Source organism: Paraburkholderia sp. BL21I4N1, assembly GCF_002973525.1.
In the GTDB taxonomy this organism is placed as follows: Bacteria; Pseudomonadota; Gammaproteobacteria; order Burkholderiales; family Burkholderiaceae; genus Paraburkholderia.
Genome location: NZ_PVEN01000003.1, coordinates 346,253 through 367,987, shown reverse-complemented (window position 1 = coordinate 367,987; position 21,735 = coordinate 346,253). Strand labels below are relative to the sequence as shown.

21 protein-coding genes and 1 pseudogene are annotated in these 21,735 nt (G+C 64.1%); 18 read left to right on the top strand and 4 right to left on the bottom strand.

The window, feature by feature from the left end; genetic code table 11:
- Window positions 1-42: 42 nt before the first annotated feature.
- Genes B0G83_RS11140 through B0G83_RS11130 form a run of 3 tightly spaced genes read right to left on the bottom strand, consistent with a single transcriptional unit; the run spans window position 43 to window position 3,606 of the window.
- A complete protein-coding gene (locus B0G83_RS11140; RefSeq protein ID WP_105507480.1) occupies window positions 43-1,056 on the bottom strand; it encodes an ABC transporter permease in 1,014 nt (337 codons plus the stop codon).
- Window positions 1,037-2,524 carry a sugar ABC transporter ATP-binding protein gene (locus B0G83_RS11135; protein ID WP_105507479.1) on the bottom strand — a complete coding sequence of 496 codons (1,488 nt, stop codon included), beginning with the start codon at window positions 2,522-2,524 and terminating at the stop codon, window positions 1,037-1,039. The genes B0G83_RS11140 and B0G83_RS11135 overlap by 20 nt, the downstream gene beginning before the upstream one ends.
- A 2-nt stretch (window positions 2,525-2,526) precedes the next feature.
- Window positions 2,527-3,606, bottom strand: a complete 1,080-nt coding sequence (locus tag B0G83_RS11130; RefSeq protein ID WP_105507478.1) for a LacI family DNA-binding transcriptional regulator — start codon at window positions 3,604-3,606, stop codon at window positions 2,527-2,529.
- A gap of 317 nt (window positions 3,607-3,923) precedes the next feature.
- Between B0G83_RS11130 and B0G83_RS11125 the strand changes: the two genes are divergently transcribed.
- From B0G83_RS11125 to B0G83_RS11110, 4 genes are all read left to right on the top strand, one after another.
- The gene (locus tag B0G83_RS11125) at window positions 3,924-4,577 is read left to right on the top strand and encodes a protein-L-isoaspartate O-methyltransferase (RefSeq protein WP_105507477.1); all 654 of its coding nucleotides are present in this window, start codon (window positions 3,924-3,926) and stop codon (window positions 4,575-4,577) included.
- 101 nt (window positions 4,578-4,678) lie between these two features.
- The gene (locus B0G83_RS11120) at window positions 4,679-5,002 is read left to right on the top strand and encodes a rhodanese-like domain-containing protein (RefSeq protein WP_105507476.1); all 324 of its coding nucleotides are present in this window, start codon (window positions 4,679-4,681) and stop codon (window positions 5,000-5,002) included.
- A gap of 13 nt (window positions 5,003-5,015) precedes the next feature.
- Window positions 5,016-6,554 carry a TolC family outer membrane protein gene (locus B0G83_RS11115; RefSeq protein WP_105507475.1) on the top strand — a complete coding sequence of 513 codons (1,539 nt, stop codon included), beginning with the start codon at window positions 5,016-5,018 and terminating at the stop codon, window positions 6,552-6,554.
- Window positions 6,555-6,665: 111 nt separating this feature from the next.
- Entirely contained in the window at window positions 6,666-7,115 is a 450-nt protein-coding gene (locus B0G83_RS11110; RefSeq protein WP_105507695.1) for a DUF2844 domain-containing protein, read from the top strand.
- Between the two features lie 225 nt (window positions 7,116-7,340).
- On the opposite strand, the gene B0G83_RS39090 is transcribed toward B0G83_RS11110, so the two are convergent.
- Entirely contained in the window at window positions 7,341-7,634 is a 294-nt protein-coding gene (locus B0G83_RS39090; RefSeq protein WP_258167874.1) for a hypothetical protein, read from the bottom strand.
- Between the two features lie 26 nt (window positions 7,635-7,660).
- On the opposite strand from B0G83_RS39090, the pseudogene B0G83_RS11105 reads away from it, so the two are divergent.
- The 14 genes and pseudogenes from B0G83_RS11105 to ureG all read left to right on the top strand — a co-directional run.
- Window positions 7,661-8,755: pseudogene (locus B0G83_RS11105) on the top strand (DUF3443 domain-containing protein); the annotation flags it as partial.
- 407 nt (window positions 8,756-9,162) lie between these two features.
- Window positions 9,163-10,461 carry an urea ABC transporter substrate-binding protein gene (gene urtA, locus B0G83_RS11100; protein ID WP_105507694.1) on the top strand — a complete coding sequence of 433 codons (1,299 nt, stop codon included), beginning with the start codon at window positions 9,163-9,165 and terminating at the stop codon, window positions 10,459-10,461.
- A gap of 82 nt (window positions 10,462-10,543) precedes the next feature.
- Window positions 10,544-12,157: an urea ABC transporter permease subunit UrtB gene (gene urtB / locus B0G83_RS11095; RefSeq protein WP_105507473.1), complete on the top strand. Its 1,614-nt coding sequence runs from the start codon at window positions 10,544-10,546 to the stop codon at window positions 12,155-12,157.
- The gene (gene urtC, locus B0G83_RS11090; RefSeq protein WP_105507693.1) at window positions 12,157-13,341 is read left to right on the top strand and encodes an urea ABC transporter permease subunit UrtC; all 1,185 of its coding nucleotides are present in this window, start codon (window positions 12,157-12,159) and stop codon (window positions 13,339-13,341) included. The genes urtB and urtC overlap by 1 nt, the downstream gene beginning before the upstream one ends.
- Window positions 13,338-14,201, top strand: a complete 864-nt coding sequence (gene urtD / locus B0G83_RS11085; RefSeq protein ID WP_105507472.1) for an urea ABC transporter ATP-binding protein UrtD — start codon at window positions 13,338-13,340, stop codon at window positions 14,199-14,201. Before urtC ends, urtD begins: the two co-directional genes overlap by 4 nt.
- A gap of 31 nt (window positions 14,202-14,232) precedes the next feature.
- The gene (gene urtE / locus B0G83_RS11080; protein WP_105507471.1) at window positions 14,233-14,925 is read left to right on the top strand and encodes an urea ABC transporter ATP-binding subunit UrtE; all 693 of its coding nucleotides are present in this window, start codon (window positions 14,233-14,235) and stop codon (window positions 14,923-14,925) included.
- A 147-nt stretch (window positions 14,926-15,072) separates the two neighbouring features.
- Window positions 15,073-15,954: an urease accessory protein UreD gene (locus tag B0G83_RS11075; RefSeq protein WP_105507470.1), complete on the top strand. Its 882-nt coding sequence runs from the start codon at window positions 15,073-15,075 to the stop codon at window positions 15,952-15,954.
- 482 nt (window positions 15,955-16,436) lie between these two features.
- Window positions 16,437-17,240 (top strand): transporter substrate-binding domain-containing protein, encoded by an 804-nt coding sequence (locus tag B0G83_RS11070; protein ID WP_105507469.1) that lies wholly within the window; start codon window positions 16,437-16,439, stop codon window positions 17,238-17,240.
- 173 nt (window positions 17,241-17,413) lie between these two features.
- Window positions 17,414-17,716, top strand: coding sequence for an urease subunit gamma (locus B0G83_RS11065; RefSeq protein WP_105507468.1), 303 nt, complete (start codon window positions 17,414-17,416; stop codon window positions 17,714-17,716).
- A gap of 16 nt (window positions 17,717-17,732) precedes the next feature.
- Window positions 17,733-18,038 carry an urease subunit beta gene (locus B0G83_RS11060; RefSeq protein WP_105507467.1) on the top strand — a complete coding sequence of 102 codons (306 nt, stop codon included), beginning with the start codon at window positions 17,733-17,735 and terminating at the stop codon, window positions 18,036-18,038.
- Between the two features lie 55 nt (window positions 18,039-18,093).
- A complete protein-coding gene (gene ureC, locus B0G83_RS11055; protein WP_105507466.1) occupies window positions 18,094-19,800 on the top strand; it encodes an urease subunit alpha in 1,707 nt (568 codons plus the stop codon).
- A 3-nt stretch (window positions 19,801-19,803) separates the two neighbouring features.
- Window positions 19,804-20,409 carry an urease accessory protein UreE gene (gene ureE / locus B0G83_RS11050; RefSeq protein WP_105507465.1) on the top strand — a complete coding sequence of 202 codons (606 nt, stop codon included), beginning with the start codon at window positions 19,804-19,806 and terminating at the stop codon, window positions 20,407-20,409.
- Window positions 20,396-21,076, top strand: coding sequence for an urease accessory protein UreF (locus B0G83_RS11045; RefSeq protein ID WP_105507464.1), 681 nt, complete (start codon window positions 20,396-20,398; stop codon window positions 21,074-21,076). The genes ureE and B0G83_RS11045 overlap by 14 nt, the downstream gene beginning before the upstream one ends.
- Before the next feature lie 11 nt (window positions 21,077-21,087).
- A complete protein-coding gene (ureG, locus tag B0G83_RS11040; RefSeq protein ID WP_105507463.1) occupies window positions 21,088-21,732 on the top strand; it encodes an urease accessory protein UreG in 645 nt (214 codons plus the stop codon).
- Window positions 21,733-21,735: the final 3 nt, after the last annotated feature.

Here is a 21,735-nt window from a genome sequence, read left to right as displayed (position 1 = left end):
CGATTCTCGAACCTGCCGTCGTGCCCAAGTGAAACGCTGAAGCTATCTTCGTCCGCGCTGCACGAACGCGACGAAGATAATCACCACGCCCTGCACCGCCGCGTTCAGATATACGCTGATGATGCTGGTGAGATTCAGAATATTGGCGATCACCGACAGCAGGATCGCGCCGATCACCGTACCGATCACGCGTCCCTCGCCGCCCTTGAGCGCGGTGCCGCCGACCACGACCGAGGCGATCGCCTCGAGCTCCCACAACAAGCCGGTAGTCGGCGTGGCCGAGCCGAGCCTCGGCACATAGAGCACGGTCGCCACGCCCACGCAAATACCGAGCAGCACATACGTGACGATCTTCACGGTGTCGACGCGAATCGCCGCATAGCGCGCAACCTGTTCGTTGGATCCGATCGCCTGCACGTGACGGCCGAACGCGGTGCGATTGAGAATCAGCGCACCGCCTGCGGCCACCACGAGGAATACCCAGATCGGCACCGGCACGCCGAACAGACTGGCGTAATAGACCGGGCCGTACAGATCGGACAGCGAGTTGTCGAGCGTCAACGCGCCGCCGTCGGCAAGCCACGTCAGCACCGCGCGAAAAATCCCCAACGTGCCCAGCGTCACGATGAACGGTTCGATCCGTCCTTTAGTAATCAGCAAACCGTGCGCGCAGCCGAACAGCCCACCGAGCACCAGCGCGAACCCGATCCCGAGCGTGAGAATCAGCAAAGGCGCAAGCGTGTGTCCGCCGACGCCCGCCGCAAGCGCATTCATCAGCCAGATCATGCTGCCGGCGATCAGCGCGGCCATGGATCCGACCGACAGATCGATACCGCCTGAAATGATCACGAAGGTCATGCCGACCGCGATGATGCCGATGAACGACGTGCGCGTGAGCACGTTCATCAGGTTGTCGAGCGTGGCGAAATCGCGGTTGAGCAGCGTGCCGACCATGCAGAGCAGAATCAGCCCGGCGAGCGGCCCGAGCGCGTACAGTCGATGCGCAAAGCGCAGCGCGCGGCCGGATTGCACGGCTTCAGTGGGTGCCGGTCGCATGGGCGATCAACTCCTCTTCGGTGAGATGGTCGAGCGTCAGCGTCGCCTGCAGGCGTCCCGCGCGCATCACGGCGACGCGATGGCACAAGCCGATCAGCTCGATCAGTTCGGATGAAATGACGATCACCGCACGCCCCTGCGCGGCGAGACGATGAATCAGAAAATAGATGTCGCGTTTCGCGCCGACATCGACGCCGCGAGTCGGTTCGTCGAGCACGATCACCTGCGGGTCGGGTTGCAGAAACTTGGCCAGCGCGAGCTTCTGCTGATTGCCGCCGGACAGCATGCGCGCGCGGCTCGACAGGTCGCCGGTGCGGATGCCGAATTCGTTCACTGCCTGGGTCAACGCCGCGCGGCCCGCTTTCATATCGAGCAGCGGATGCGCGTACCGTTCGAGCGTCATTAGCGTGACGTTGTCCTGCAGGCTCAGGTTCACGTGCAGGCCTTTGCCCTTGCGGTCTTCGCTCAGATACGTGAGGCCGTGACGCATCGCGTCGCGCGGGCTTTTCAGATCGGCGGGACGGCCGGCAATTTCCATGCGGCCCGCCGTGCGCTTGCGCAAGCCGATGAGCGCTTCGAACGCTTCGGTACGGCCCGCGCCGACCAGTCCCGCAAAACCGAGCACTTCGCCGGCCCGTACGTCGAAGCTGAGGTCGTCGACCCAGTCGGGCACGGTGAGGCCGGCCACTTTCAGGGCGAACGGCGCGTCGGTGGACACCGTGAGCTTGTCGGGGAACATGTCGGACACATCCCGGCCCACCATCAGATTCGCCATCTGCTGGCGCGCGAGTCCCGCTGTTTCACCGCGCGCGACGAAGCGGCCGTCGCGCATCACGATCACTTCGTCGGTAATGCGCTCCACCTCGTCGAGCTTGTGCGAGATATAGACGATGGTCACGCCGTCGGCCTTGAGCTTTGCCATCAGCGTGAAAAGCCGCTCCGTTTCGGACGGCGTGAGCGTGGCGGTGGGTTCGTCCATGATGAGCAAACGCGCTCGGCGCGACAGCGCCTTCGCGATCTCCACCATCTGCTTTTCGGCGACGATCAATTCGCGCACCTTCGTGTCCGGCGCTTTCGCGAGGCCGACCTGCGCGAGGTAACGCGCGGCGTCGCCGCGCATCGCGGCGTCGTCGACGAACCAGCCGCGCCGCTTCTCGTGGCCGAGGTACATGTTCTGCGCGATCGTCAGATGTTCGGCGAGATTGAACTCCTGGTGGATCAGTACGATGCCCTGCGCCTCCGCATCGCGCGAACCGATGAACTGCCGCGCGTGGCCGTCCACCAGCAACGTGCCCGACGTCGCGGTTTCATAGCCCGCGAGGATTTTCATCAGCGTGGATTTGCCCGCGCCGTTCTCGCCGAGCAGGCCGTAGATGCGGCCCGGCGCAAGCTCGAAACTCACGCCGTGCAGCACGCGCACCGGCCCGAAGTCTTTGCGGATATCGTCGAAGCGGATCGCGAGGCTCATGGTCACGCGCTCCCGCGAATCACGAGCCGGTGCGGCAGCAGCACACCCGGCACGTTCGCCAATGGATTGGCGAGCCGTTCCAGCAACAGACGCGCGGCGGTTTCGCCCAGCTCGCGCATGGGCTGCGCGATCGTGGTGAGCGGCGGGTCGATCTGCGCGGCGAGCGAAATATCGTCGAAGCCGACCACGGCGACGTCGTCCGGCACCCGCTTGCCGACGCTGCGCAAACCGTGGATCACGCCGATCGCGAGCGTATCCGACACCGCGAAAATCGCGCTGGGCGCGTGCGGCGGCAGCATCAGCGTGGCCGCGGCGGAGGCGCCCGCTTCGTAGTCGAGGCTGTTCAGGTTCATGCACCAGCGCTCGTCGGGGGCGATGCCCGCCTCGGTCAGCGCGTCGAGATAGCCTTGCTGACGCTGCCGCGCGTACAGATAGTCGACATCGGAGTTGATCAGGCCGATGCGCCGGTGGCCGCGCGACAGCAGATGCCGCACGGCGTCGCCCGCCGCGCGGTAATTGTCGATGCCCACGTACGGCACGCCCACCGCCGGATCGAACTCGCAGCACGCGACCCACGGCAGCGCGCTGCTTGCCTCGCCGAGCGCCTGCTGAATCGTCGCCGGGTCGAGGCAGATCGCGCCGTCCGCGCGACGCCGCCGCAGCAGATCGAAGTAGCTGCGCTCGCGGCCCGGGTCGGCGCCGGTATCGCACAGCAGCATGAAGTAGCCGTGTTGACGCGCCACGCTGTCGATGCCGCGCACGATCTCCGCGTAAAACGGATTGCCGACGTCGGGCACCATCGTCAACAGCAGGCGGCTTTCGGCCGTGCGCAGATTGCGCGCAAGTTCGTTGACGCGATAACCGCTTGCGTCGATGGCGGCGAGAACCCTGTCGCGGGTCGCGGGCCGCACGTTCTCGTGACCGTTCAGCACGCGCGACACCGTGGCCACCGAGACGCCCGCCTGCTCGGCGACGCCGGCAATGGACAGGCCGTCGGCCGTGCCGCGCAAGGGCTGGGCGTCAGGCTCGGAACGCGCGCCGGGTAACGCGGCGCGGGCCACTTTGGACGACGGTTTAGACAAGGGAACACGCCTGCAAAATGTAATCGATTACATTTTTGAGCGATGAAAGCCGGAATCGCAAGCTCGGATTGCTAGGGATTAACACGGGGGCGCAAGGTTACGGCGCGGTTACGGTCGGCTCGCAAGAAGGCGGCCGATGCACTCGCGCGCGCCTGTCGCGCGGGCCTCGCGCCCTGCCCGCCACGGCACGATTTGACGCCGCCATTTGGTACAATCCCGCAGTTACCCTGCCGTGGCCCGCATCGCGAGCGATGCCTTCAGGCCGCCGGTCAGCGGGCAAACCGCCAAACTCGCCCACCCACACTGCCGAATCCACCATGAACATCGAGCAAGCGCGTTTCAACATGATCGAACAGCAGATCCGCCCCTGGGAAGTGCTCGACCAGGACGTGCTGAATCTGCTCTCGATCGTCAAGCGTGAACATTTCGTCCCCACCGTGTACCGCGATCTGGCCTTCGTCGACTTCGAAGTGCCGCTGCCGGCCGGCCAGCACATGCTGGCGCCGCGCGTCGAAGCGCGCGTGCTGCAGGAACTGGCGGTGAAAAAACACGAAAGCGTGCTCGAAATCGGCGCCGGCTCGGGTTACATGGCAGCGCTGCTCGCGCATCGCGCGCAACACGTGCTCACAGTGGATATCGAACCGGAACTGGCCGAACTGGCCAAGGCCAACCTGATCGCCAACGGCGTGCTGAACGCTGAAGTCGCCACCGGCGACGCATCGCGCGGCTGGGCCAACGCCGCACCGTACGACGTGATCTGCGTGTCGGGCGGCCTGCCGGTGTTGCCGCAGGAAATCCTCGAACACCTGAAAATCGGCGGCCGCCTCGCGGCGTTCGTCGGCACCGCGCCGGTCATGAAGGCGCAGGTGATCACGCGTATCGACGAGAAGCAATACCGCATCGCCGATGTGTTCGAAACCTACGTCGAGCCGCTGGTCAACGCCGTGCAGCCGCCGCGTTTCAAGTTCTGATTCGCCGCGCCTAGCCGGACCGCTCACCGTCCGGCTGGCTCGAATCACGCGCATTGATACGGACGGCATCGCCGCCGTCCTCCGAACCGGAAGTCCCGCTGATGCAAAATCTGACCGCTCCCGCACTCGCCGAATGGCTCGCCGACACATCGCGCCCCGCGCCCGTGGTACTCGACGTGCGCGAACCGTGGGAAATCCAGACGGCCTCGATCGCCGGCGCCGTGTCGATCCCCATGCGTGAGATTCCCGCACGCAGCGAAGAGCTCGACGACGACGCGCAAATCGTCTGCGTCTGCCATCACGGCGCGCGCAGCGCCCAGGTCGCGATGTTCCTCGAATCGCGCGGCCATACCAACGTGTTCAATCTGCAAGGCGGAATCGACGCGTGGTCGCGTCAGGTCGATCCGTCGGTTCCCACCTACTAAGCCTACTGCCGCGATGATGCGCCTTCGGGTGCCGGTCTTCGCGGCCGCTCTGGCGCTGGCCGGCACGCTGCCCACACTGCCCGCCCACGCCGTCGGCCTTTCCCAACTCTACGACGAAGCGCTCTCCAGCGACGCGCAACTGCAAAGCGCACGCGCCGCGCTCGCCGCCAACAGCGAAGAGTTGCCGCTCGCGCGTGCCAAGCTGTTGCCGCAGCTCTCGGCGTCGCTGTCCGCGAACCGTCAGAGCACGGACTTCGGCGGCGGCTTCCCGTCTTCGTACGGCAATAGCAACGGCTATACGATTTCGCTCACGCAGCCGTTGATTCATGTGGACAGCTGGTACGGCTATGCCCAAGGCAAGCTCGCGGTGGAATCCGCGCAGGCCTCGTTCGCGCAGGCTCGCCAGGATCTGATCGTGCGGCTCGGCCAGGCGTATTTCGACGCGCTGTCCGCGCAAGACAGCCTCGCAATCGCGCGTTCGCAGAAGGCGTCGATTGCGCAGCAACTCGAATCCGCCAAGCGTTCGTTCGAAGTCGGCAATACCACGATCACCGACACCAACGAAGCCCAGGCCAAATACGATCAGGCCGTCTCGCAGGAAATCGCCGCGCAGAACGATCTGGCGGTGAAGCTGGCGGCATTGCAGCAGATCGTCGGACATCCGGTCGAGAAGGTCGACGGGCTGGTTGCCGGCGCGCCGCTGCCGCCGCCCGTGCCCGCCGACATCAACCAGTGGACCGATACCGCCAGCGACGCCAATTACCAGGTCGTCATCAAGCAGATCGCGCTCTCCACCGCGCAACGCGAAACCTCGAAGGCCAAGGCCGGCCATCTACCCACCGTCGATCTGGTCGCGAGCCGCTCGCGCAGCAGCCTCGGCGCGGCCGGTGCGGGCAACTTCGGCGGGAATTTCGGCGGCGGCTTCGGCAGCGGGGCCGCGACGCCCACGGCCGGCACGCCGGCGCTGGCCGCGGAATTGGGCAATCTGGGTTCGTCGTACACGAATAGCACGATCGGCGTGCAGGTCACCATTCCCCTCTTTGCCGGCGGCGCGACACAAAGCCGCGTGCGTCAAACGCTCGCGCTCGAAGACCAGGCCGCCGCCGATCTCGATACCGCGCGGCGCAATGCGGCGCTGTCCGCGCGGCAAGCGTTCCTCGGCGTGGTGAGCGGACTCGCGCAGGTGCGCGCGTTGCAGACCGCCGAGCGTTCAGCGAACACGTCGCTCGAATCGAATCTGCTGGGCTATCAGGTCGGCGTGCGGATCAATATCGACGTGCTCAACGCGCAGGATCAGTTGTTCTCTGCACGGCGCGATCTGGCGAAGGCGCGCTACGACACGCTAATCAATAGTCTCAAGCTGAAGGCGTCGACGGCGGATCTCACCGATCAGGACGTGCTGCAATTGAGCGCGCTGCTGTCCCCGGTCGACGACGGTGCGTTGACCGCTTTGCCCAAGGTGCCGACGGTGCCGCATCCGGGGGTCGCGGCGAAAGCTGCGGCCGGCAAGTTGGGACGGCGGGCGATGCCGAACGCGGCGGGTTCGCAGTAGGAGCAGAGCCTGTCCTTGCACTGATTCGCACACGCATTTAAGAAATTTCATACGGTTTCCTGACCTTTGCGCAGGCACCATGCATCGACCTTTTTTTGGGAGAGCATGGTCATGAAATTTGTGAAGGCCGCACTCGCGGCCTCGGCCTTCTGGCCGTTATCGTCTTACGCCGTGTTGGGCGGTGCGCCCAGTGTCAATGCCGACGCCAATGCCGCTGCAACAGCCCGGTCGATGCTGCAGTCCGCAGCGGTTGAGCCGTACACGATGCGCGAATCCGAAGACGCCGACGGCGTGACGATTCACGAATACGCGCTACCGACCAACGTGGTGTTCGCGGTGACCTGGCAAGGCCCGGTGCGACCGGACATGCGGGCGCTGCTTGGCAGCTACTTTCCCAACTTTGCGAATGCCGGTACCAGCCAGGCGCGCGGCGCCGGTCCGATGGTCGAACGCAGCGGCGACTTTCATATCGAATCGGCGGGCCGCGCAGGTCATTTCTTCGGCAAGGCGGTTTTGCCGCGCCTCGTTCCCGCCAACGTCCGCGTGGATCAACTGCCATGAAACAGCATGCTGATTCAGTCAACACCCTCAACGTGAAGACGCTCAACAGGGCGCTGGGCGGCGCGCTGTTGACCGCAAGCTTGGCGTTAAGCGGTTGCGGCGGCGGTAACGGGGGCACCGACGGCGACGATAGCGCGAGGAAAAGTAATGGCGCGGTGGTGCCGGTGACGCCCGCATCGGGTTCGGCGGTTGCGGTGGTGCCGACTCCAACGCCTACGCCTACGCCTACGCCAACACCAACGCCAACACCGACGCCGACGCCGACTCCAACTCCAACTCCAACTCCAACTCCAACTCCAACACCAACACCAACGCCAACACCAACACCAACACCAACACCAACACCAACACCAACACCAACACCAACACCAACACCAACACCAACACCAACACCAACACCAACACCAACACCAACACCAACACCAACACCAACACCAACGCCGACTCCAACTCCAACGCCAACTCCAACGCCAACTCCGACACCGACACCGACACCGACTCCAACGCCAACTCCGACACCGACACCGACTCCAGCCCTCAACACCGCCCCCATCACCGTCGAACGATGGACGGGTAACTACGCCAACATGCCATTCGTCACGGTCACGCTCTGCATTCCCGGCGTTCAGGGCGGCGATCGATGCGCCACCATCGATCACATCCAGGTCGACACCGGCTCGGTCGGTTTACGCGTTCTCAGCAGCGCACTGGGTCCTTCCCTCGCCGCCCGTCTGCCGACCCACACCGGCGCCACCGACGACCCAACCGGCAACGCACCCATCGCCGAATGCGCCGTGTTCGGCTCCGGCTTCGCGTGGGGTTCCATCCGCCGCGCCGACCTGACGATCGGCGGCAAGACCGCGGGCAATCTGCCACTCCAGGTGATCGCGGACAGCAGGTACGCCACCCCGCCAGACTGCCCGTCGCGCGGCGGCACGGACCTGGGCACGGTCGCCGAACTCGGCGCCAACGGCGTGCTCGGCATCGGCCCGGCGCGGCGCGACTACCCGGCCGCCGCGCAAAACGTCCTGCCGTCCGGCTATTACTACTGCACCTCCGCGACGTCCTGCGCCAGCACCCGCGTGCCGCTCGACTCGCAGGTCATGAATCCGGTCGCCAACTTCACGTCGGACAACAACGGCACCATCATCCGTTTGCCGGCCTTGCCTCCGGGCGGCCAGGCAAGCGTGACCGGGACGCTCGTGTTCGGCATCGGCACCCAGCTGAACAACGCGCTGCCGTCGAACCCGAACGTCCTCGCGCTCGACCAGTACGGATATTTCCCGACCAGCTACAAGGGCACCCGCTACACCAGCGCGATCGACAGCGGTTCCAACGCGAACATCTTCATCGATACGACGGTGCCTTACTCGGGCGCGTGGTACATGCCGGCCACGACACTCAGCCTGTCCGCGATCCTCAGCGGCGTCGACAAGGCCGCCGCACCCGTTACCGTGCCGTTCTCGCTGGCCAACGGCTGGAACCTTCTGGCCAATCGCCATGCGGCCTATGACAGCCTCGGCGCGCCATCGGGCGGCATGTTTATCTGGGGCCTGCCGTTCTTCTTTGGCCGCAACGTGTACACGGCCATCGACAACGTCACGATCGGCAAGCAAACCGCGCCGCTCATCGCGTTCTGATCCGAAACCGCACGATCAGTCGCGTCATGCAAAAAGGCCAGCGCCGCAAAGCGCTGGCCTTTTTGCCACATACGGCAGGCCAGGCAGTCTGTTGCATGCACAACGAGACAGCGGTCATGCACCGCCGACGCCCGCTGGCGGATGCGCACGCTTCGTCGCGGCGCGACGCGCACCCGAACGAGGCGCGACTGGCCACCGTGCACCAGTTTCGCGCCGCATCCCACGTTCATTACGCATAACTGACTGCCGCGACAGCCGCGCCACTGCGCGCAAACCGCGAAGCACGAGTCGAAATTACAGCATGGCATGTGGCTTGCAGTACACAAGCGGCAAGTCATGCGGGATAAGCCCTGCTGGCTGAAATCGACGCCCATAAACAGTCACCATCAAATGGCAAGGGGATGCACATGAAACGTCGCAGTCTGTTGAAGTTCGGCTCCATGTCGGGCGCGCTCGCGCTGGCGGGTCAGGTTCCGTTCGCGCAAGCGCAGTCCGACAGTGGTCCGATCAAGGTGGGGATTCTGCATTCGCTGTCCGGCACCATGGCGATCTCCGAAACATCGCTGAAAGACACCGCGTTGATGACCATTTCGGAAATCAACAAGAGCGGTGGTGTGATGGGCCGTCAGATCCAGCCGGTAGTAGTCGATCCGGCGTCGAACTGGCCGCTGTTCGCCGAAAAAGCGCGCCAGCTGATTACCCAGGAAAAGTGCGCCGCGGTGTTCGGTTGCTGGACCTCGGTGTCGCGCAAATCGGTGCTACCGGTGTTCGAGGAACTGAACGGCCTGCTGTTCTACCCGGTGCAGTACGAAGGCGAGGAAATGTCGCGCAACGTGTTCTACACGGGCGCCGCGCCGAATCAGCAGGCAATTCCCGCGACCGAATATCTGATGAGCGCGGAAGGCGGCGGCGCCAAGCGCTACTTCCTGTTGGGCACCGACTATGTGTACCCCCGCACCACCAACAAGATTCTGCGCGCGTTCCTCAAGTCGAAAGGCGTACAGGACGCCGATATCCAGGAGGTCTACACGCCGTTCGGCCACAGCGACTATCAGACCATCGTCGCGAACATCAAGACCTTCTCGCAAGGCGGCAAGACCGCGGTGATCTCGACGGTGAACGGCGACTCCAACGTGCCGTTCTACAAGGAACTCGGCAACCAGGGGCTGAAGGCCACGGATGTGCCGGTGGTCGCGTTCTCGGTCGGCGAGGAAGAACTGCGCGGCATCGATACGAAGCCGCTGGTCGGCAACCTCGCGGCATGGAACTACTTCATGTCGCTGCGCAACCCGGAGAACACCAAGTTCAAGGCGATGTTCGCGAAGTGGGTGAAGGACAACAATCTGCCGGGCGGCGACAAGCGCGTGACGAACGACCCGATGGAAGCCACCTTCGTCGGCATTCACATGTGGAAGCAGGCCGTCGAGAAAGCGAAGAGCGCGGACGTCGACAAGGTGCGCGTGGCGATGATCGGCCAGACCTTCAACGCACCGTCGGGCTTCGTGCTGACCATGGACGGCAATCACCATCTGCACAAGCCGGTGATGATCGGCGAAGTGCGCGCGGACGGCCAGTTCAACGTCGTGTGGCGCACCAAGACCGCGATTCGCGCGCAGCCGTGGAGTCCGTTTATCGCGGGTAATTCGAGCAAGCCGGATATGGTTACCTCGATTCCCGACTTCCTCCGTCGCCGTCGCGCCGCCTGAATTTGCTGAGCATGGAGTGATGGCGAACCTGCCGTCACTCCGCCGAGACAGGCCCACCCCGCAGTCCGTTTGAACCCTGCCTATGATCTCCCGCTTCCATTGCAGAACTCTTCTGGTGTCGCTGGCGTTCGCGCTGGCGAGTCCCGCCGCGTTCGCGCTGACGCAAGCCGACGTCGCGCCGCTCGCCGCCGACGACTTCGACGCCAAATCCGCGGCCATCGACAAGCTGATCGCCAATCACGACAAAGAGTCGATGGCGGTGCTCAAAGCGCTGTCCGACGACAGCGCGCTCGCCACCGACGCGGGCGCCGTGCTGCTGCAGGATGGCGATACGACCCGCGACGCGGTCACCGGCAAAACCGTCACCGCGGGAAGCGACGCGCAGCCGGTCACACTGAACAATCTGCTGCGCTCGAAAGTAGCCGGCGCGCTGTCCGGTCTGCAACTCGATTCGCCGGACAAGGCCACGCGCGACGCCGCCGTCACCGCGCTGCTGCGAAACCCCGATCCATCGATCAAACCGCTCGTCGACGCTGCCCGCGCGAAGGAAACGGATCCGGCGCTCAAGAAGCGCCTCGACACGCTGTGGGCGATGACCGCCCTGCACGACGCGGATCCGGCCAAGCGTCTCGACGCCGTGCAACTGGTCGCCGCGCGGCATGACCTCGACATGAACGAACTGCTGCGCCCGCTCGTCGCGAAGAAACCGGACGGCACCTTCGCCGAGCCCGACGATCGCGTGCGCGCCGCCGCGCAAAGCGGCATCGGCGAACTCGACGCGATCCAGCGCCGCAGCCAGATTGCCGGCACGCTGTTCGCGGGCCTGTCGCTCGGCAGCGTGCTGCTGCTCGCCGCGCTCGGCCTCGCCATCACGTATGGGCTGATCGGCGTCATCAACATGGCTCACGGCGAGTTCCTGATGATCGGCGCGTATGCCACCTACGTCGTGCAGAACCTCTTTCAACGCTTCGCGCCCGGCGCCTTCGACTGGTATCCGCTGCTCGCGGTGCCCGCCTCGTTCGCGGCCGCCGGGCTGGTCGGCATCGTGCTCGAACGGCTGGTGTTGAAGCATCTCTACGGCCGTCCGCTGGAAACGCTGCTGACCACCTTCGGCGTCAGCCTGATCCTGATTCAGGCGACCCGCATGCTGTTCGGCGCGCAGAACGTGCAGGTGATCAACCCGTCGTGGATGAGCGGCGGCGTCACTGTCTTGCCGAATCTGATCCTGCCGTATAACCGGCTGGCGATTCTCGCGTTCTCGCTGATCGTGGTCGGGATCGCGTGGGCGGTGTTGACGAAGACGCGCCTCGGCCTGTTCGTACGCGCCGTCACGCAGAACCGGCGCATGGCCGCTTGCGTCGGCGTGAAAACCGCGCGGGTCGACTCGTATGCGTTCGCGTTCGGCGCGGGCATTGCGGGGCTCGGCGGTTGCGCGCTGTCGCAGATCGGCAATGTCGGACCGGATCTCGGCCAGAGCTACATCATCGATTCGTTCATGGCCGTGGTGCTCGGCGGCGTCGGTCAACTGGCCGGCACGGTGATCGGCGGCTTCGGGCTCGGTCTGGTCAGCAAGGCGATCGAACCGTTCTGGGGCGCGGTGCTCGCGAAAATCGCGGTGCTCGTGCTGATCGTGCTGTTCATCCAGAAGCGTCCGCAGGGCATGTTTGCCCTCAAGGGCCGTAGCGCGGAGGCATGATGACGACAGCGACTTCACCCGCCCATGTCGGCGCGAGCGGCGCTGCCGCCGCAGCCGAACGCGAGCCGCAGTCCGGCTTCGCCCTCGGCTTGCCCCCGCGACCGGCGCTGTTGTCGCGCCGCGCGTGGCTCGCGCTGATCGCGTTGATTATCGTGTTCGGTCTGGGCGTGCCGTTCGCCACGCTGGTCGTGCCGGAAACCAGCGCGTTCCATCTGTCCGCCTACGCGATGACGATCACCGGCAAATTCATGTGCTACGCGATCGCGGCGCTGGCGCTGGATCTCGTGTGGGGCTACTGCGGCATTCTGAGCCTCGGCCACGCGCTATTCTTCGCGTTGGGCGGCTACGCGATCGGTATGTATTTGATGCGCGCCATCGGCCACGAGGGCAAATACGGCAGCGATCTGCCGGACTTCATGGTGTTTCTCGACTGGCATCAGTTGCCGTGGTACTGGCAGGGCACCCAGCATCTCGGCTATGCGTTGCTGCTGGTGGTGCTGGTGCCGGCGGTCGTCGCGTGGGTGTTCGGCTTCTTCACGTTCCGCTCGCGCGTGAAAGGCGTGTATCTGTCGATCATCACGCAGGCCATGACCTTCGCCGCGATGCTGCTGTTCTATCGCAACGAAACCGGCTTCGGCGGCAATAACGGCTTCACCGATTTCAAACGGATCGGCGGCTTTCCTATTACCCATCCGGGCACGCGCACCGCGCTGCTGCTGATTACGTTCGCGGTGCTGGTGCTCGCGTTCATCGGCGCGCGCGCGATCGTCACGTCGAAACTCGGCCGCGTGGTGACCGCCGTGCGCGACGGCGAAACGCGTCTGATGTTCCTCGGCTACAGCCCGCTCGCGTACAAGCTGTTCGTGTGGACCGTGTCCGCCGTGTTGTGCGGCATAGCCGGCGCGTTGTATGTGCCGCAGGTCGGCATCATCAATCCGGGTGAGATGTCGCCCGGCAACTCGATCGAAATGGCCATCTGGGTCGCGGTGGGCGGACGCGGCACGCTGATCGGACCGATCATCGGCGCGTTCGCGGTGAACGGCGCAAAGAGCTTCTTTACCGCGAATTTCCCCGAATACTGGCTGTTCTTTCTGGGCCTGATCTTCGTGCTGGTCCCGCTACTACTGCCGAACGGCATCATGGGCCTGATCGAACTCGTGGCGCGCAAGAGGAACCGCTCATGAACGAAAACCCGATGGTGCCTGATCTGGCTTTACCCGAAGAACCCGCTGAAACGTCGTTGAGCGGCGTCGCCAGCATGGCGCGCACGGTCACGCCGGGCGAGATCGACGTGTCGCACGGCACGATTCTTTACCTCGAAGACGTGACCGTGAGTTTCGATGGCTTTCGTGCGTTGAACGCCCTGACGCTGACTATCGATGCCGGCGAATTGCGCTGCATCATCGGTCCTAACGGCGCCGGCAAAACGACCATGATGGATGTCATCACCGGCAAGACCGCGCCGGATTCCGGCAAGGTGTTTCTCGGCCAGTCGATCGACCTGACGCGGATGAACGAGCCTTCCATCGCGCGCGCGGGCATCGGTCGCAAGTTCCAGAAGCCGACGGTGTTCGAGCAGCATCCGGTGTGGGAAAACCTCGAACTGGCCATGAAAGCCGATAAGGGCTGGTGGGCCTCGCTACGCGCGCGGCTGGATCGCGAAGCGCAGGCGCGGATCGAGGAAACGCTCGTGCTGATCGGACTCGAAAGCGAAGCACGGCGTCTGGCCGGTGAGTTGTCGCATGGCCAGAAACAGCGGCTCGAGATCGGTATGTTGCTGATGCAACAACCTGCGCTGCTGCTACTCGACGAACCCGCCGCCGGCATGACCGACGACGAAACCATGCAGCTCGCCGAGTTGCTCAATCATCTGCGCGGCACCTGTTCGATGATGGTCGTCGAACACGATATGGAGTTCGTCGCGGCCTTGTCCGGCGAAACTGGAAAGGTGACGGTAATGGCCGAAGGACACGTGCTCGCGCACGGCACGCTCGATCAGGTCAAGCGGGACGAAACGGTGATCGAGTCGTATCTCGGTCGATGAGTAGGTCGCTGAATCAAAGGGTCGAACGGATATGCTCGAAGTAGAAAATCTGAACCAGTATTACGGCGGCAGTCACATTCTGCGAGATGTGAAACTCACGGTGCCCGATGGCAAGCTCACGGTTCTGTTGGGCCGCAATGGGGTGGGCAAGACCACGTTGTTGCGCTGCCTGATGGGTGTCGTGCAGACGAAGAGCGGGTCGATTGCCTGGCGTGGTGCGCCGATTACCAGATTGCCGACCTATTCGCGCGTTGAAAAAGGGTTGGCGTATGTGCCGCAGGGGCGCGATATTTTTCCGCGCCTGACCGTCGAGGAAAACCTGCTGGTCGGCGCCGCCAGCAAGAAAGCACCGAAGAAAATCCCGGATCGCATCTACGACCTGTTTCCTGTTCTCAAGGACATGCGTACGCGGCGCGGCGGCGATCTGTCAGGCGGTCAACAGCAACAACTCGCGATCGGCCGCGCGCTGATGAGCGATCCGCAGTTGCTCATTCTCGACGAACCCACTGAAGGCATTCAGCCGTCGATCATTCAGGATATCGGCCGGACGCTGCGTCAACTGGTCGAGGAAATGGGCATGACCGTGCTGCTGGTCGAGCAGTACTACGACTTCGCCAAGGATATCGCCGACCGGTATTGGGTGATGAGCCGTGGCGAGATCGTCGCGGGCGGCGAAGGCGCGAATATGGATGCAGATGGAGTGCGTGCGCTGATTGCCGTTTGATAACGGCTGGATGCGCGCGGCGCGGCTCGGCGGCTCGGGGCATGCGTGCTATTCTCGCCGCATCCCGTGGCGGCGCGGTCAGCGCGTTGTATGGCGCGCTCGGCCACGCTCCGTCCTAACACGTCGATTGCACGTTCATTCATTCGCATGTCGCTTCACGAAAATCACATCACGCTCGCTGCGGCGCAAACCGGCGCGCATTCGCAATGGCGCGCGCGGCTCGAACTCGGCTTCATCGAACGCGATGGGCGGACTGCGCTCACACATCGTCTGCATGATGGTCCGTTGCGCGTACAACGACCGTTGTATCCGGAAGGTCAGGCGATCTGCCACGCGGTGATCGTGCATCCGCCTGGTGGGGTTGCGGGTGGCGATCGGCTGGATATCGACGTGGCGGTTGGCGCGGGTGCGCATGCTGTTGTCACTACGCCTGGGGCGACCAAGTGGTACAAGTCGAATGGCCGGGAGGCTCGGCAGCAGATCGCAGTGCGGGTTGGCGAGCATGCCAGGCTCGATTGGTTGCCGCAGAACAATATCGTTTTCGATCATGCCAATGCGAGGCTTGATTTTTCGTTGACGCTTGCCGAAGGCGCTACCGCGATGGGGTGGGATGCGACTCAGCTGGGCAGGCAAGCTGCTGGTGAGCGGTGGTCGGAGGGGAGCTTGCGGGCTGTGTCGCGGATTGTCGGCCCTGACGGGCAGTTGCTCTGGATCGAGCGCGCTAACCTTTCGGCAAGCGATCCATTGCGGGATGCCGCGCAAGGGTTGGCCGGGTTTCCTGCTTATGGGACGCTGTGGGCCGTTGGGGCCCCGTGTGATGATGCCCTCGCCGAAGCGCTGACCGCGCAGTTGCCGTTTGATGATTCCCTGCGTGGGGCGGCTTCTTGTGTCACGCAGGGCGTGCTGATTGTTCGCGTTGTGTCGCGGTCTATGGAGACGCTGCAGCGTGCGCTTACTCAGTGCTGGGTACAGTTGCGGCCCGTTGTGCATGGGGTTAGGGCTGTGCCGTTGCGGATTTGGAGTACGTAGGGTCTTGTTGGGGGTTTTTTTCTCCGCTTCGTGTGGGGTTGGCCTTTCCTTGGGGTCATGGTGGTCTATTAGCGTCGCCCCTGTGCGGGGCGGCACTCACTTTTCTTTGCCTGCCGCAAAGAAAAGTAAGCAAAAGAAAGCGGCTCACACCGCTAGCTCATAAGCGGGGCCCTCGCGCAGTTCCGGTAGTGGTGCATCTGGAATCTGTGCTCTCGCACATTCCACGGTAGTGACACAGCAGTCATTCTTCCGGCGGCGCTGCGCGCGCCCTTGCGGTCGCTCATCCAGGTGGTCGCTTTCACCTTCGTAAGATTTGTGCACCACGCTGGCGCGCAACCGCGCTCCGCTTTTGTGCATCTTCCCTTCCTCCACTCTCTAGCCCTTGTTGCGCCGGCTTGGCATATAGCTTGCATCGGATTCGTCACGATGCTGCCGCGTCCTGACGGCAGCCGACCGGCTCGCTGCCACCACGCTCATTCAACATGAACCGATCTACTCTCCGCCCCGCGCGTCGCGCCTGGCTCGCCGCTCTTCTGCTGTCGCCAGTTCTCGTCATGACCGCGCCCGCCGCTCACGCAGATACGCTCGATAACATCGCCAAGGCCGGTGTGCTTAAAGTCGCCGTGCCGGAAGACTATCCGCCGTTCGGTTCGGTTGGCGCGGACATGAAGCCGCAAGGCTATGACATCGATACCGCTGCCCTTCTCGCGAAGTCGATGAACGTCAAGCTCGAACTCGTGCCGGTCAATAGCGCGAACCGTATTCCGTACCTGCAAACCGGTAAGGTCGATCTCGTCATCTCGTCGCTCGGTAAAACGCCCGAGCGTGAGAAAGTCATCGACTTCTCCAGCACGTATGCCCCGTACTACCAAGGCGTATTCGGTCCCGCCGATATCAAGGTCTCCAGTCCCGCCGATCTCACCGGCAAAACCGTCGGCGCCACCCGCGGCGCGCTCGAGGAAATCGGCCTCACGCAGATGGCGCCGAATGCCACCATCAAACGCTTCGAAGACAACAACGCCACCATCGCCGCCTTCCTCTCGGGACAAGTGCAATTGATCGCCGCCGGCAATATCGTCGCCGCCGCGATCCTTGCGAAAAATCCTCCGCGCCGGCCGGAGCCGAAGTTCGTCATCAAGAACTCGCCGTGCTTCGTCGGGATGAACAAGAACGAGCCGCGTCTGCAGCAGAAAGTGAACGCGGCTATCGCGCAGGCCAAACAGGACGGCACGCTCAACACGATGTCGAAGAAATGGTTCGGCGCTCCGCTGCCCGCCGATCTGTAAGCGCATCGTTAGCCGAACTTGATACTGTGACCGGCTTATCCGGCATTGCACTCGTCATGGCTTCATCCCGTGCGCCGCACGCGATCGTCGCCATGGCGCGCAGCGCCTAACATCGTCGTAGCCGGTTCCGTCACGGGGCCGCCGCGATCGTCGCAACCCTACGCACACATTCGATGAAGCTGACACCTCGCGAGAAGGACAAGCTGCTGATCTTCACCGCCGCGCTGCTCGCCGAAAGGCGCCGCGCCCGCGGCCTCAAACTGAATTACCCGGAAGCGGTCGCGTTCATCACCGCCGCGCTGATGGAAGCGGCCCGCGACGGCAAAACCGTCGCCCAGGTCATGCACTACGGCACCACGTTGCTCACCCGCGACGACGTCATGGAAGGCGTGCCGGAAATGATCCCCGACATCCAGGTCGAAGCCACCTTCCCCGACGGCACCAAGCTCGTCACCGTGCATCACCCGATCCCCTAATCGCGAAGGCAGCCCCATGATCCCCGGCGAACTCATCACCGACGACGGCGAACACGAGCTCAACGTGGGCCGCGCCACCGTGACGGTCCTCGTGTCGAACACCGGCGACCGGCCCGTGCAGATCGGCTCGCATTACCACTTCTACGAAGTCAACGAAGCACTCGCCTTCGACCGCGAAACGGCTCGCGGCTTCCGGCTGAATATCGCGGCAGGCACCGCCGTGCGCTTCGAGCCCGGCCAGGAACGCACCGTCGAGCTGGTCGAACTGGCGGGCGACCGTGTCGTCTACGGCTTCAACGGCAAGGTGATGGGCAAGCTGTGATGCGCCACGCGCGCTCGCTCGCCTGAACCGCCCTGCTCATTTCCGGATCCACACCATGACCTTACGCATTGGCCGCCGCGCTTACGCGGAAATGTTCGGCCCCACCACCGGCGACCGCGTGCGCCTCGCCGATACCGAGCTGCTGATCGAAGTCGAACGCGACTTCACCACCTACGGCGAAGAAGTGAAATTCGGCGGCGGCAAAGTGATTCGCGACGGCATGGGCCAGTCGCAGCGCGTGCATGCCGACGTGGTCGACACCGTCGTGACGAACGCGCTGATTCTCGATCACTGGGGTATCGTCAAGGCCGACATCGGCATCAAGAACGGCCGCATTGCGGCGATCGGCAAGGCGGGCAACCCCGACATCCAGCCGAACGTGACGATCGCGATCGGAGCATCCACCGAAGTGATCGCCGGCGAAGGGTTGATCGTGACGGCGGGCGGCATCGATACGCACATTCACTTCATCAGCCCGCAGCAGATCGAAGAGGCGCTCGCGAGCGGCGTGACGACCATGCTCGGCGGCGGCACGGGGCCGGCCACCGGCACCAACGCGACCACCTGCACGCCGGGTCCGTGGCATCTCGAACGCATGTTGCAGGCCGCCGACGGTTATCCGATGAACCTCGGCTTTCTCGGCAAGGGCAACGTGAGTCAGCCGCAACCGGCGCTGGAACAGATCGCCGCCGGCGCGATCGGTCTGAAACTGCACGAGGATTGGGGCACGACGCCGGCCGCGATCGACAACTGTCTGTCCGTCGCCGACGACACCGACACGCAGGTCGCGATCCACACGGACACGCTGAACGAAGCGGGTTTCGTGGAAGCGACCGTGGCCGCGTTCAAGGGCCGCACGATTCACACGTATCACACGGAAGGCGCGGGCGGCGGCCACGCGCCGGACATCATCAAGGTGTGCGGCGAATCGAACGTGCTGCCCTCGTCGACCAATCCGACGCGCCCGTACACCGTCAATACGCTCGAAGAACATCTCGACATGCTGATGGTGTGCCACCACCTGGACCCGTCGATCGCGGAAGACATTGCGTTCGCCGAGTCGCGGATTCGCCGCGAAACCATCGCGGCGGAAGACATCCTGCACGACCTCGGCGCGTTGTCGATGCTGTCGTCGGATTCGCAGGCCATGGGCCGCGTCGGCGAAGTCATCATCCGCACCTGGCAGACCGCGCACAAGATGAAGGTGCAACGCGGCGCGCTGCCCGAAGACAACGCGCGCCACGACAACTTCCGTGCGAAGCGCTACATCGCCAAGTACACGATCAATCCGGCGATCACGCACGGTATCTCGCATGAAGTCGGCTCGATCGAACCCGGCAAGTGGGCCGATCTGGTGTTCTGGGAACCGGCGTTTTTCGGCATCAAGCCGTCGCTGATTCTGAAAGGCGGCATGATCGCGATGGCGCAGATGGGCGACCCCAACGCGTCGATCCCCACACCGCAACCGGTCCACTATCGCGAGATGTTCGCGACGCGCGGCGGTGCGCTGGGACGCACGTCACTCACCTTCGTCTCGCAACTCGCCGCCGACGCTAACGTGGGCGAACGTTATGGACTGAACAAACGGATCGTCGCGGTGAAAAACTGCCGCAACATTTCGAAGGCCGACATGATTCACAACGCGTGGCGTCCGGCGATCAGCGTCGATCCGGAAACCTACCAGGTCATCGCCGACGGTCAGTTGCTGACCTGCGAACCGGCTACCGTGCTGCCGATGGCGCAACGCTATTTTCTGTTCTAAATCATGCGCACACTCGACAAACTGATCGCGCCGCATCTGAAGCTGGCGCCCGTGCTGGTGAAGCGCGCGCCGACGCTGACGCTGGCGTTCGACGAACGCCGCAAGAGCCGGCTCGCGGCCACGCTGGATAGCGGCGAAGAGATCGCCTTGCTGTTGCCGCGCGGCACGGTGCTGCGCGACGGCGACGTGCTGGTCGCCGACGACGGTGGTCTGGTACGCGTGGTCGCCGCGCCGGAAGCGGTCCTGGTGGTGCGCGCGAAAGATCCGTTGACGCTGACGCGCGCCGCTTATCACCTCGGCAACCGCCACACGCCGGTGGAAGTCGGCGCGGATTATCTGAAGCTCGAATACGATCCGGTGCTGGCCGATATGCTCAAACGCATCGGCGCGACGGTCGATCAGGTGTCGATGCCGTTTCAGCCGGAATCCGGCGCGTATGGCGGCGGCCATAAGCATGGGCACGACGAGACATTCGCCGAGGACTATGCGCTCGCGCAGCAGGTGTTTGGCGAGCATCATGGGCATGAGCATTCGCATGACCATGAGGAGCACCACGTCCACGACGAATCGTGCGGCCACGGCCATCACCACCACCATGCGCATCGCTGAACTCACGGCGCTGCTGCATCTCGCGTCGCCGGCGCTGCCGATCGGCGCGTTCAGCTACTCGCAGGGCCTCGAAGCGGCGATCGAAGCGCAGCTCATCACCGACGCCGATTCCGCCCGCGCCTGGATCGCGAGCGGCCTCGCCGACGTGCTCGCGCACGGCGAACTGCCGTTCATCGCGCATCAAATGGAACGCTGGCGCATGCATGACGCCACGGGTCTCGCCGACGCCAACAGCGAATTCCTCGCCAGCCGCGAGTCCGCGGAACTGCGCCGCGAAACCGAGCAGATGGGCTGGTCGCTGCGGCAGTTGTGCGTGTCGCTGGAATGGGGCGACGCCGCGAGACGCGCGACGCTCGCCGCGCTCACGCCGCTCGCGCAACCCACGGCCTTCGCCTTCGCCGCCTACGCACACGACGCCGCCGTCGACGCCGCCCTCGCCGCCTACGCGTTCAGTTGGGTAGAGAACCAGGCGGCGGCCGCTTTAAAAGCCGTGCCGTTGGGACAGGTCGCGGGACAACGCATCATCGTCGCGTTGCGCGAGGCGATCGACGCCGCCGTCGCCCGCGCCCTGGCCACTTCGCCGGAACACATCAACACGTTCGCGCCGCAACTCGGCATTCTGTCGGCGCGCCACGAGTCGCAGTACTCGCGGCTCTTTCGCTCATAAAACGATCCATCATGAACGCACCTCATCATCCCGCCCTGCGCACCAAGAAACTGCCGCCGCTGCGCGTGGGCGTCGGCGGCCCGGTCGGCTCGGGCAAGACCACGCTGCTCGAAATGCTCTGCAAGGCGATGCGCGATCGCTACGACCTCGTCGCGATCACTAACGATATCTATACGAAAGAAGACCAGCGTCTGCTGACCGTGGCGGGCGCATTGCCCGCCGAGCGGATCATGGGCGTCGAAACCGGCGGCTGTCCGCATACGGCGATTCGCGAGGACGCGTCGATCAATCTGGAAGCCGTCGACCGCATGCTGACGCGTTTTCCCGACGCGGATATCGTCTTCATCGAATCGGGCGGCGACAACCTCGCGGCGACCTTCAGCCCGGAACTGTCGGACCTGACGATCTATGTGATCGACGTGGCCGGCGGCGAGAAGATTCCGCGCAAGGGCGGCCCCGGCATTACGAAGTCGGATCTGCTGGTGATCAACAAGACGGACCTCGCGCCGATGGTCGGCGCGAACCTGGACGTGATGGCCTCCGACGCGAAGAAAATGCGCGGCGAACGGCCGTTCGTGATGTGCAATCTGAAGGCGCTGGACGGCCTTCAGGATGTGATCGCGTTTATTGAAAAGAAGGGGTTGTTGAAGGTGTGAGGC

Bases quoted from the DNA above. Each gene is read 5' to 3' on its own strand.
- urtC (WP_105507693.1), top strand. From the start codon at position 12,157: ATGACGACAGCGACTTCACCCGCCCATGTCGGCGCGAGCGGCGCTGCC.
- urtB (WP_105507473.1), top strand. From the start codon at position 10,544: ATGATCTCCCGCTTCCATTGCAGAACTCTTCTGGTGTCGCTGGCGTTC.
- B0G83_RS11075 (WP_105507470.1), top strand. From the start codon at position 15,073: ATGTCGCTTCACGAAAATCACATCACGCTCGCTGCGGCGCAAACCGGC.
- urtE (WP_105507471.1), top strand. From the start codon at position 14,233: ATGCTCGAAGTAGAAAATCTGAACCAGTATTACGGCGGCAGTCACATT.
- B0G83_RS11135 (WP_105507479.1), bottom strand. From the start codon at position 2,524: ATGAGCCTCGCGATCCGCTTCGACGATATCCGCAAAGACTTCGGGCCG.
- B0G83_RS11045 (WP_105507464.1), top strand. From the start codon at position 20,396: ATGCGCATCGCTGAACTCACGGCGCTGCTGCATCTCGCGTCGCCGGCG.
- urtD (WP_105507472.1), top strand. From the start codon at position 13,338: ATGAACGAAAACCCGATGGTGCCTGATCTGGCTTTACCCGAAGAACCC.
- B0G83_RS11140 (WP_105507480.1), bottom strand. From the start codon at position 1,056: ATGCGACCGGCACCCACTGAAGCCGTGCAATCCGGCCGCGCGCTGCGC.
- urtA (WP_105507694.1), top strand. From the start codon at position 9,163: ATGAAACGTCGCAGTCTGTTGAAGTTCGGCTCCATGTCGGGCGCGCTC.
- B0G83_RS11120 (WP_105507476.1), top strand. From the start codon at position 4,679: ATGCAAAATCTGACCGCTCCCGCACTCGCCGAATGGCTCGCCGACACA.
- B0G83_RS11125 (WP_105507477.1), top strand. From the start codon at position 3,924: ATGAACATCGAGCAAGCGCGTTTCAACATGATCGAACAGCAGATCCGC.
- ureC (WP_105507466.1), top strand. From the start codon at position 18,094: ATGACCTTACGCATTGGCCGCCGCGCTTACGCGGAAATGTTCGGCCCC.
- B0G83_RS11070 (WP_105507469.1), top strand. From the start codon at position 16,437: ATGAACCGATCTACTCTCCGCCCCGCGCGTCGCGCCTGGCTCGCCGCT.
- B0G83_RS11110 (WP_105507695.1), top strand. From the start codon at position 6,666: ATGAAATTTGTGAAGGCCGCACTCGCGGCCTCGGCCTTCTGGCCGTTA.
- ureE (WP_105507465.1), top strand. From the start codon at position 19,804: ATGCGCACACTCGACAAACTGATCGCGCCGCATCTGAAGCTGGCGCCC.
- ureG (WP_105507463.1), top strand. From the start codon at position 21,088: ATGAACGCACCTCATCATCCCGCCCTGCGCACCAAGAAACTGCCGCCG.
- B0G83_RS11060 (WP_105507467.1), top strand. From the start codon at position 17,733: ATGATCCCCGGCGAACTCATCACCGACGACGGCGAACACGAGCTCAAC.
- B0G83_RS11115 (WP_105507475.1), top strand. From the start codon at position 5,016: ATGATGCGCCTTCGGGTGCCGGTCTTCGCGGCCGCTCTGGCGCTGGCC.
- B0G83_RS11065 (WP_105507468.1), top strand. From the start codon at position 17,414: ATGAAGCTGACACCTCGCGAGAAGGACAAGCTGCTGATCTTCACCGCC.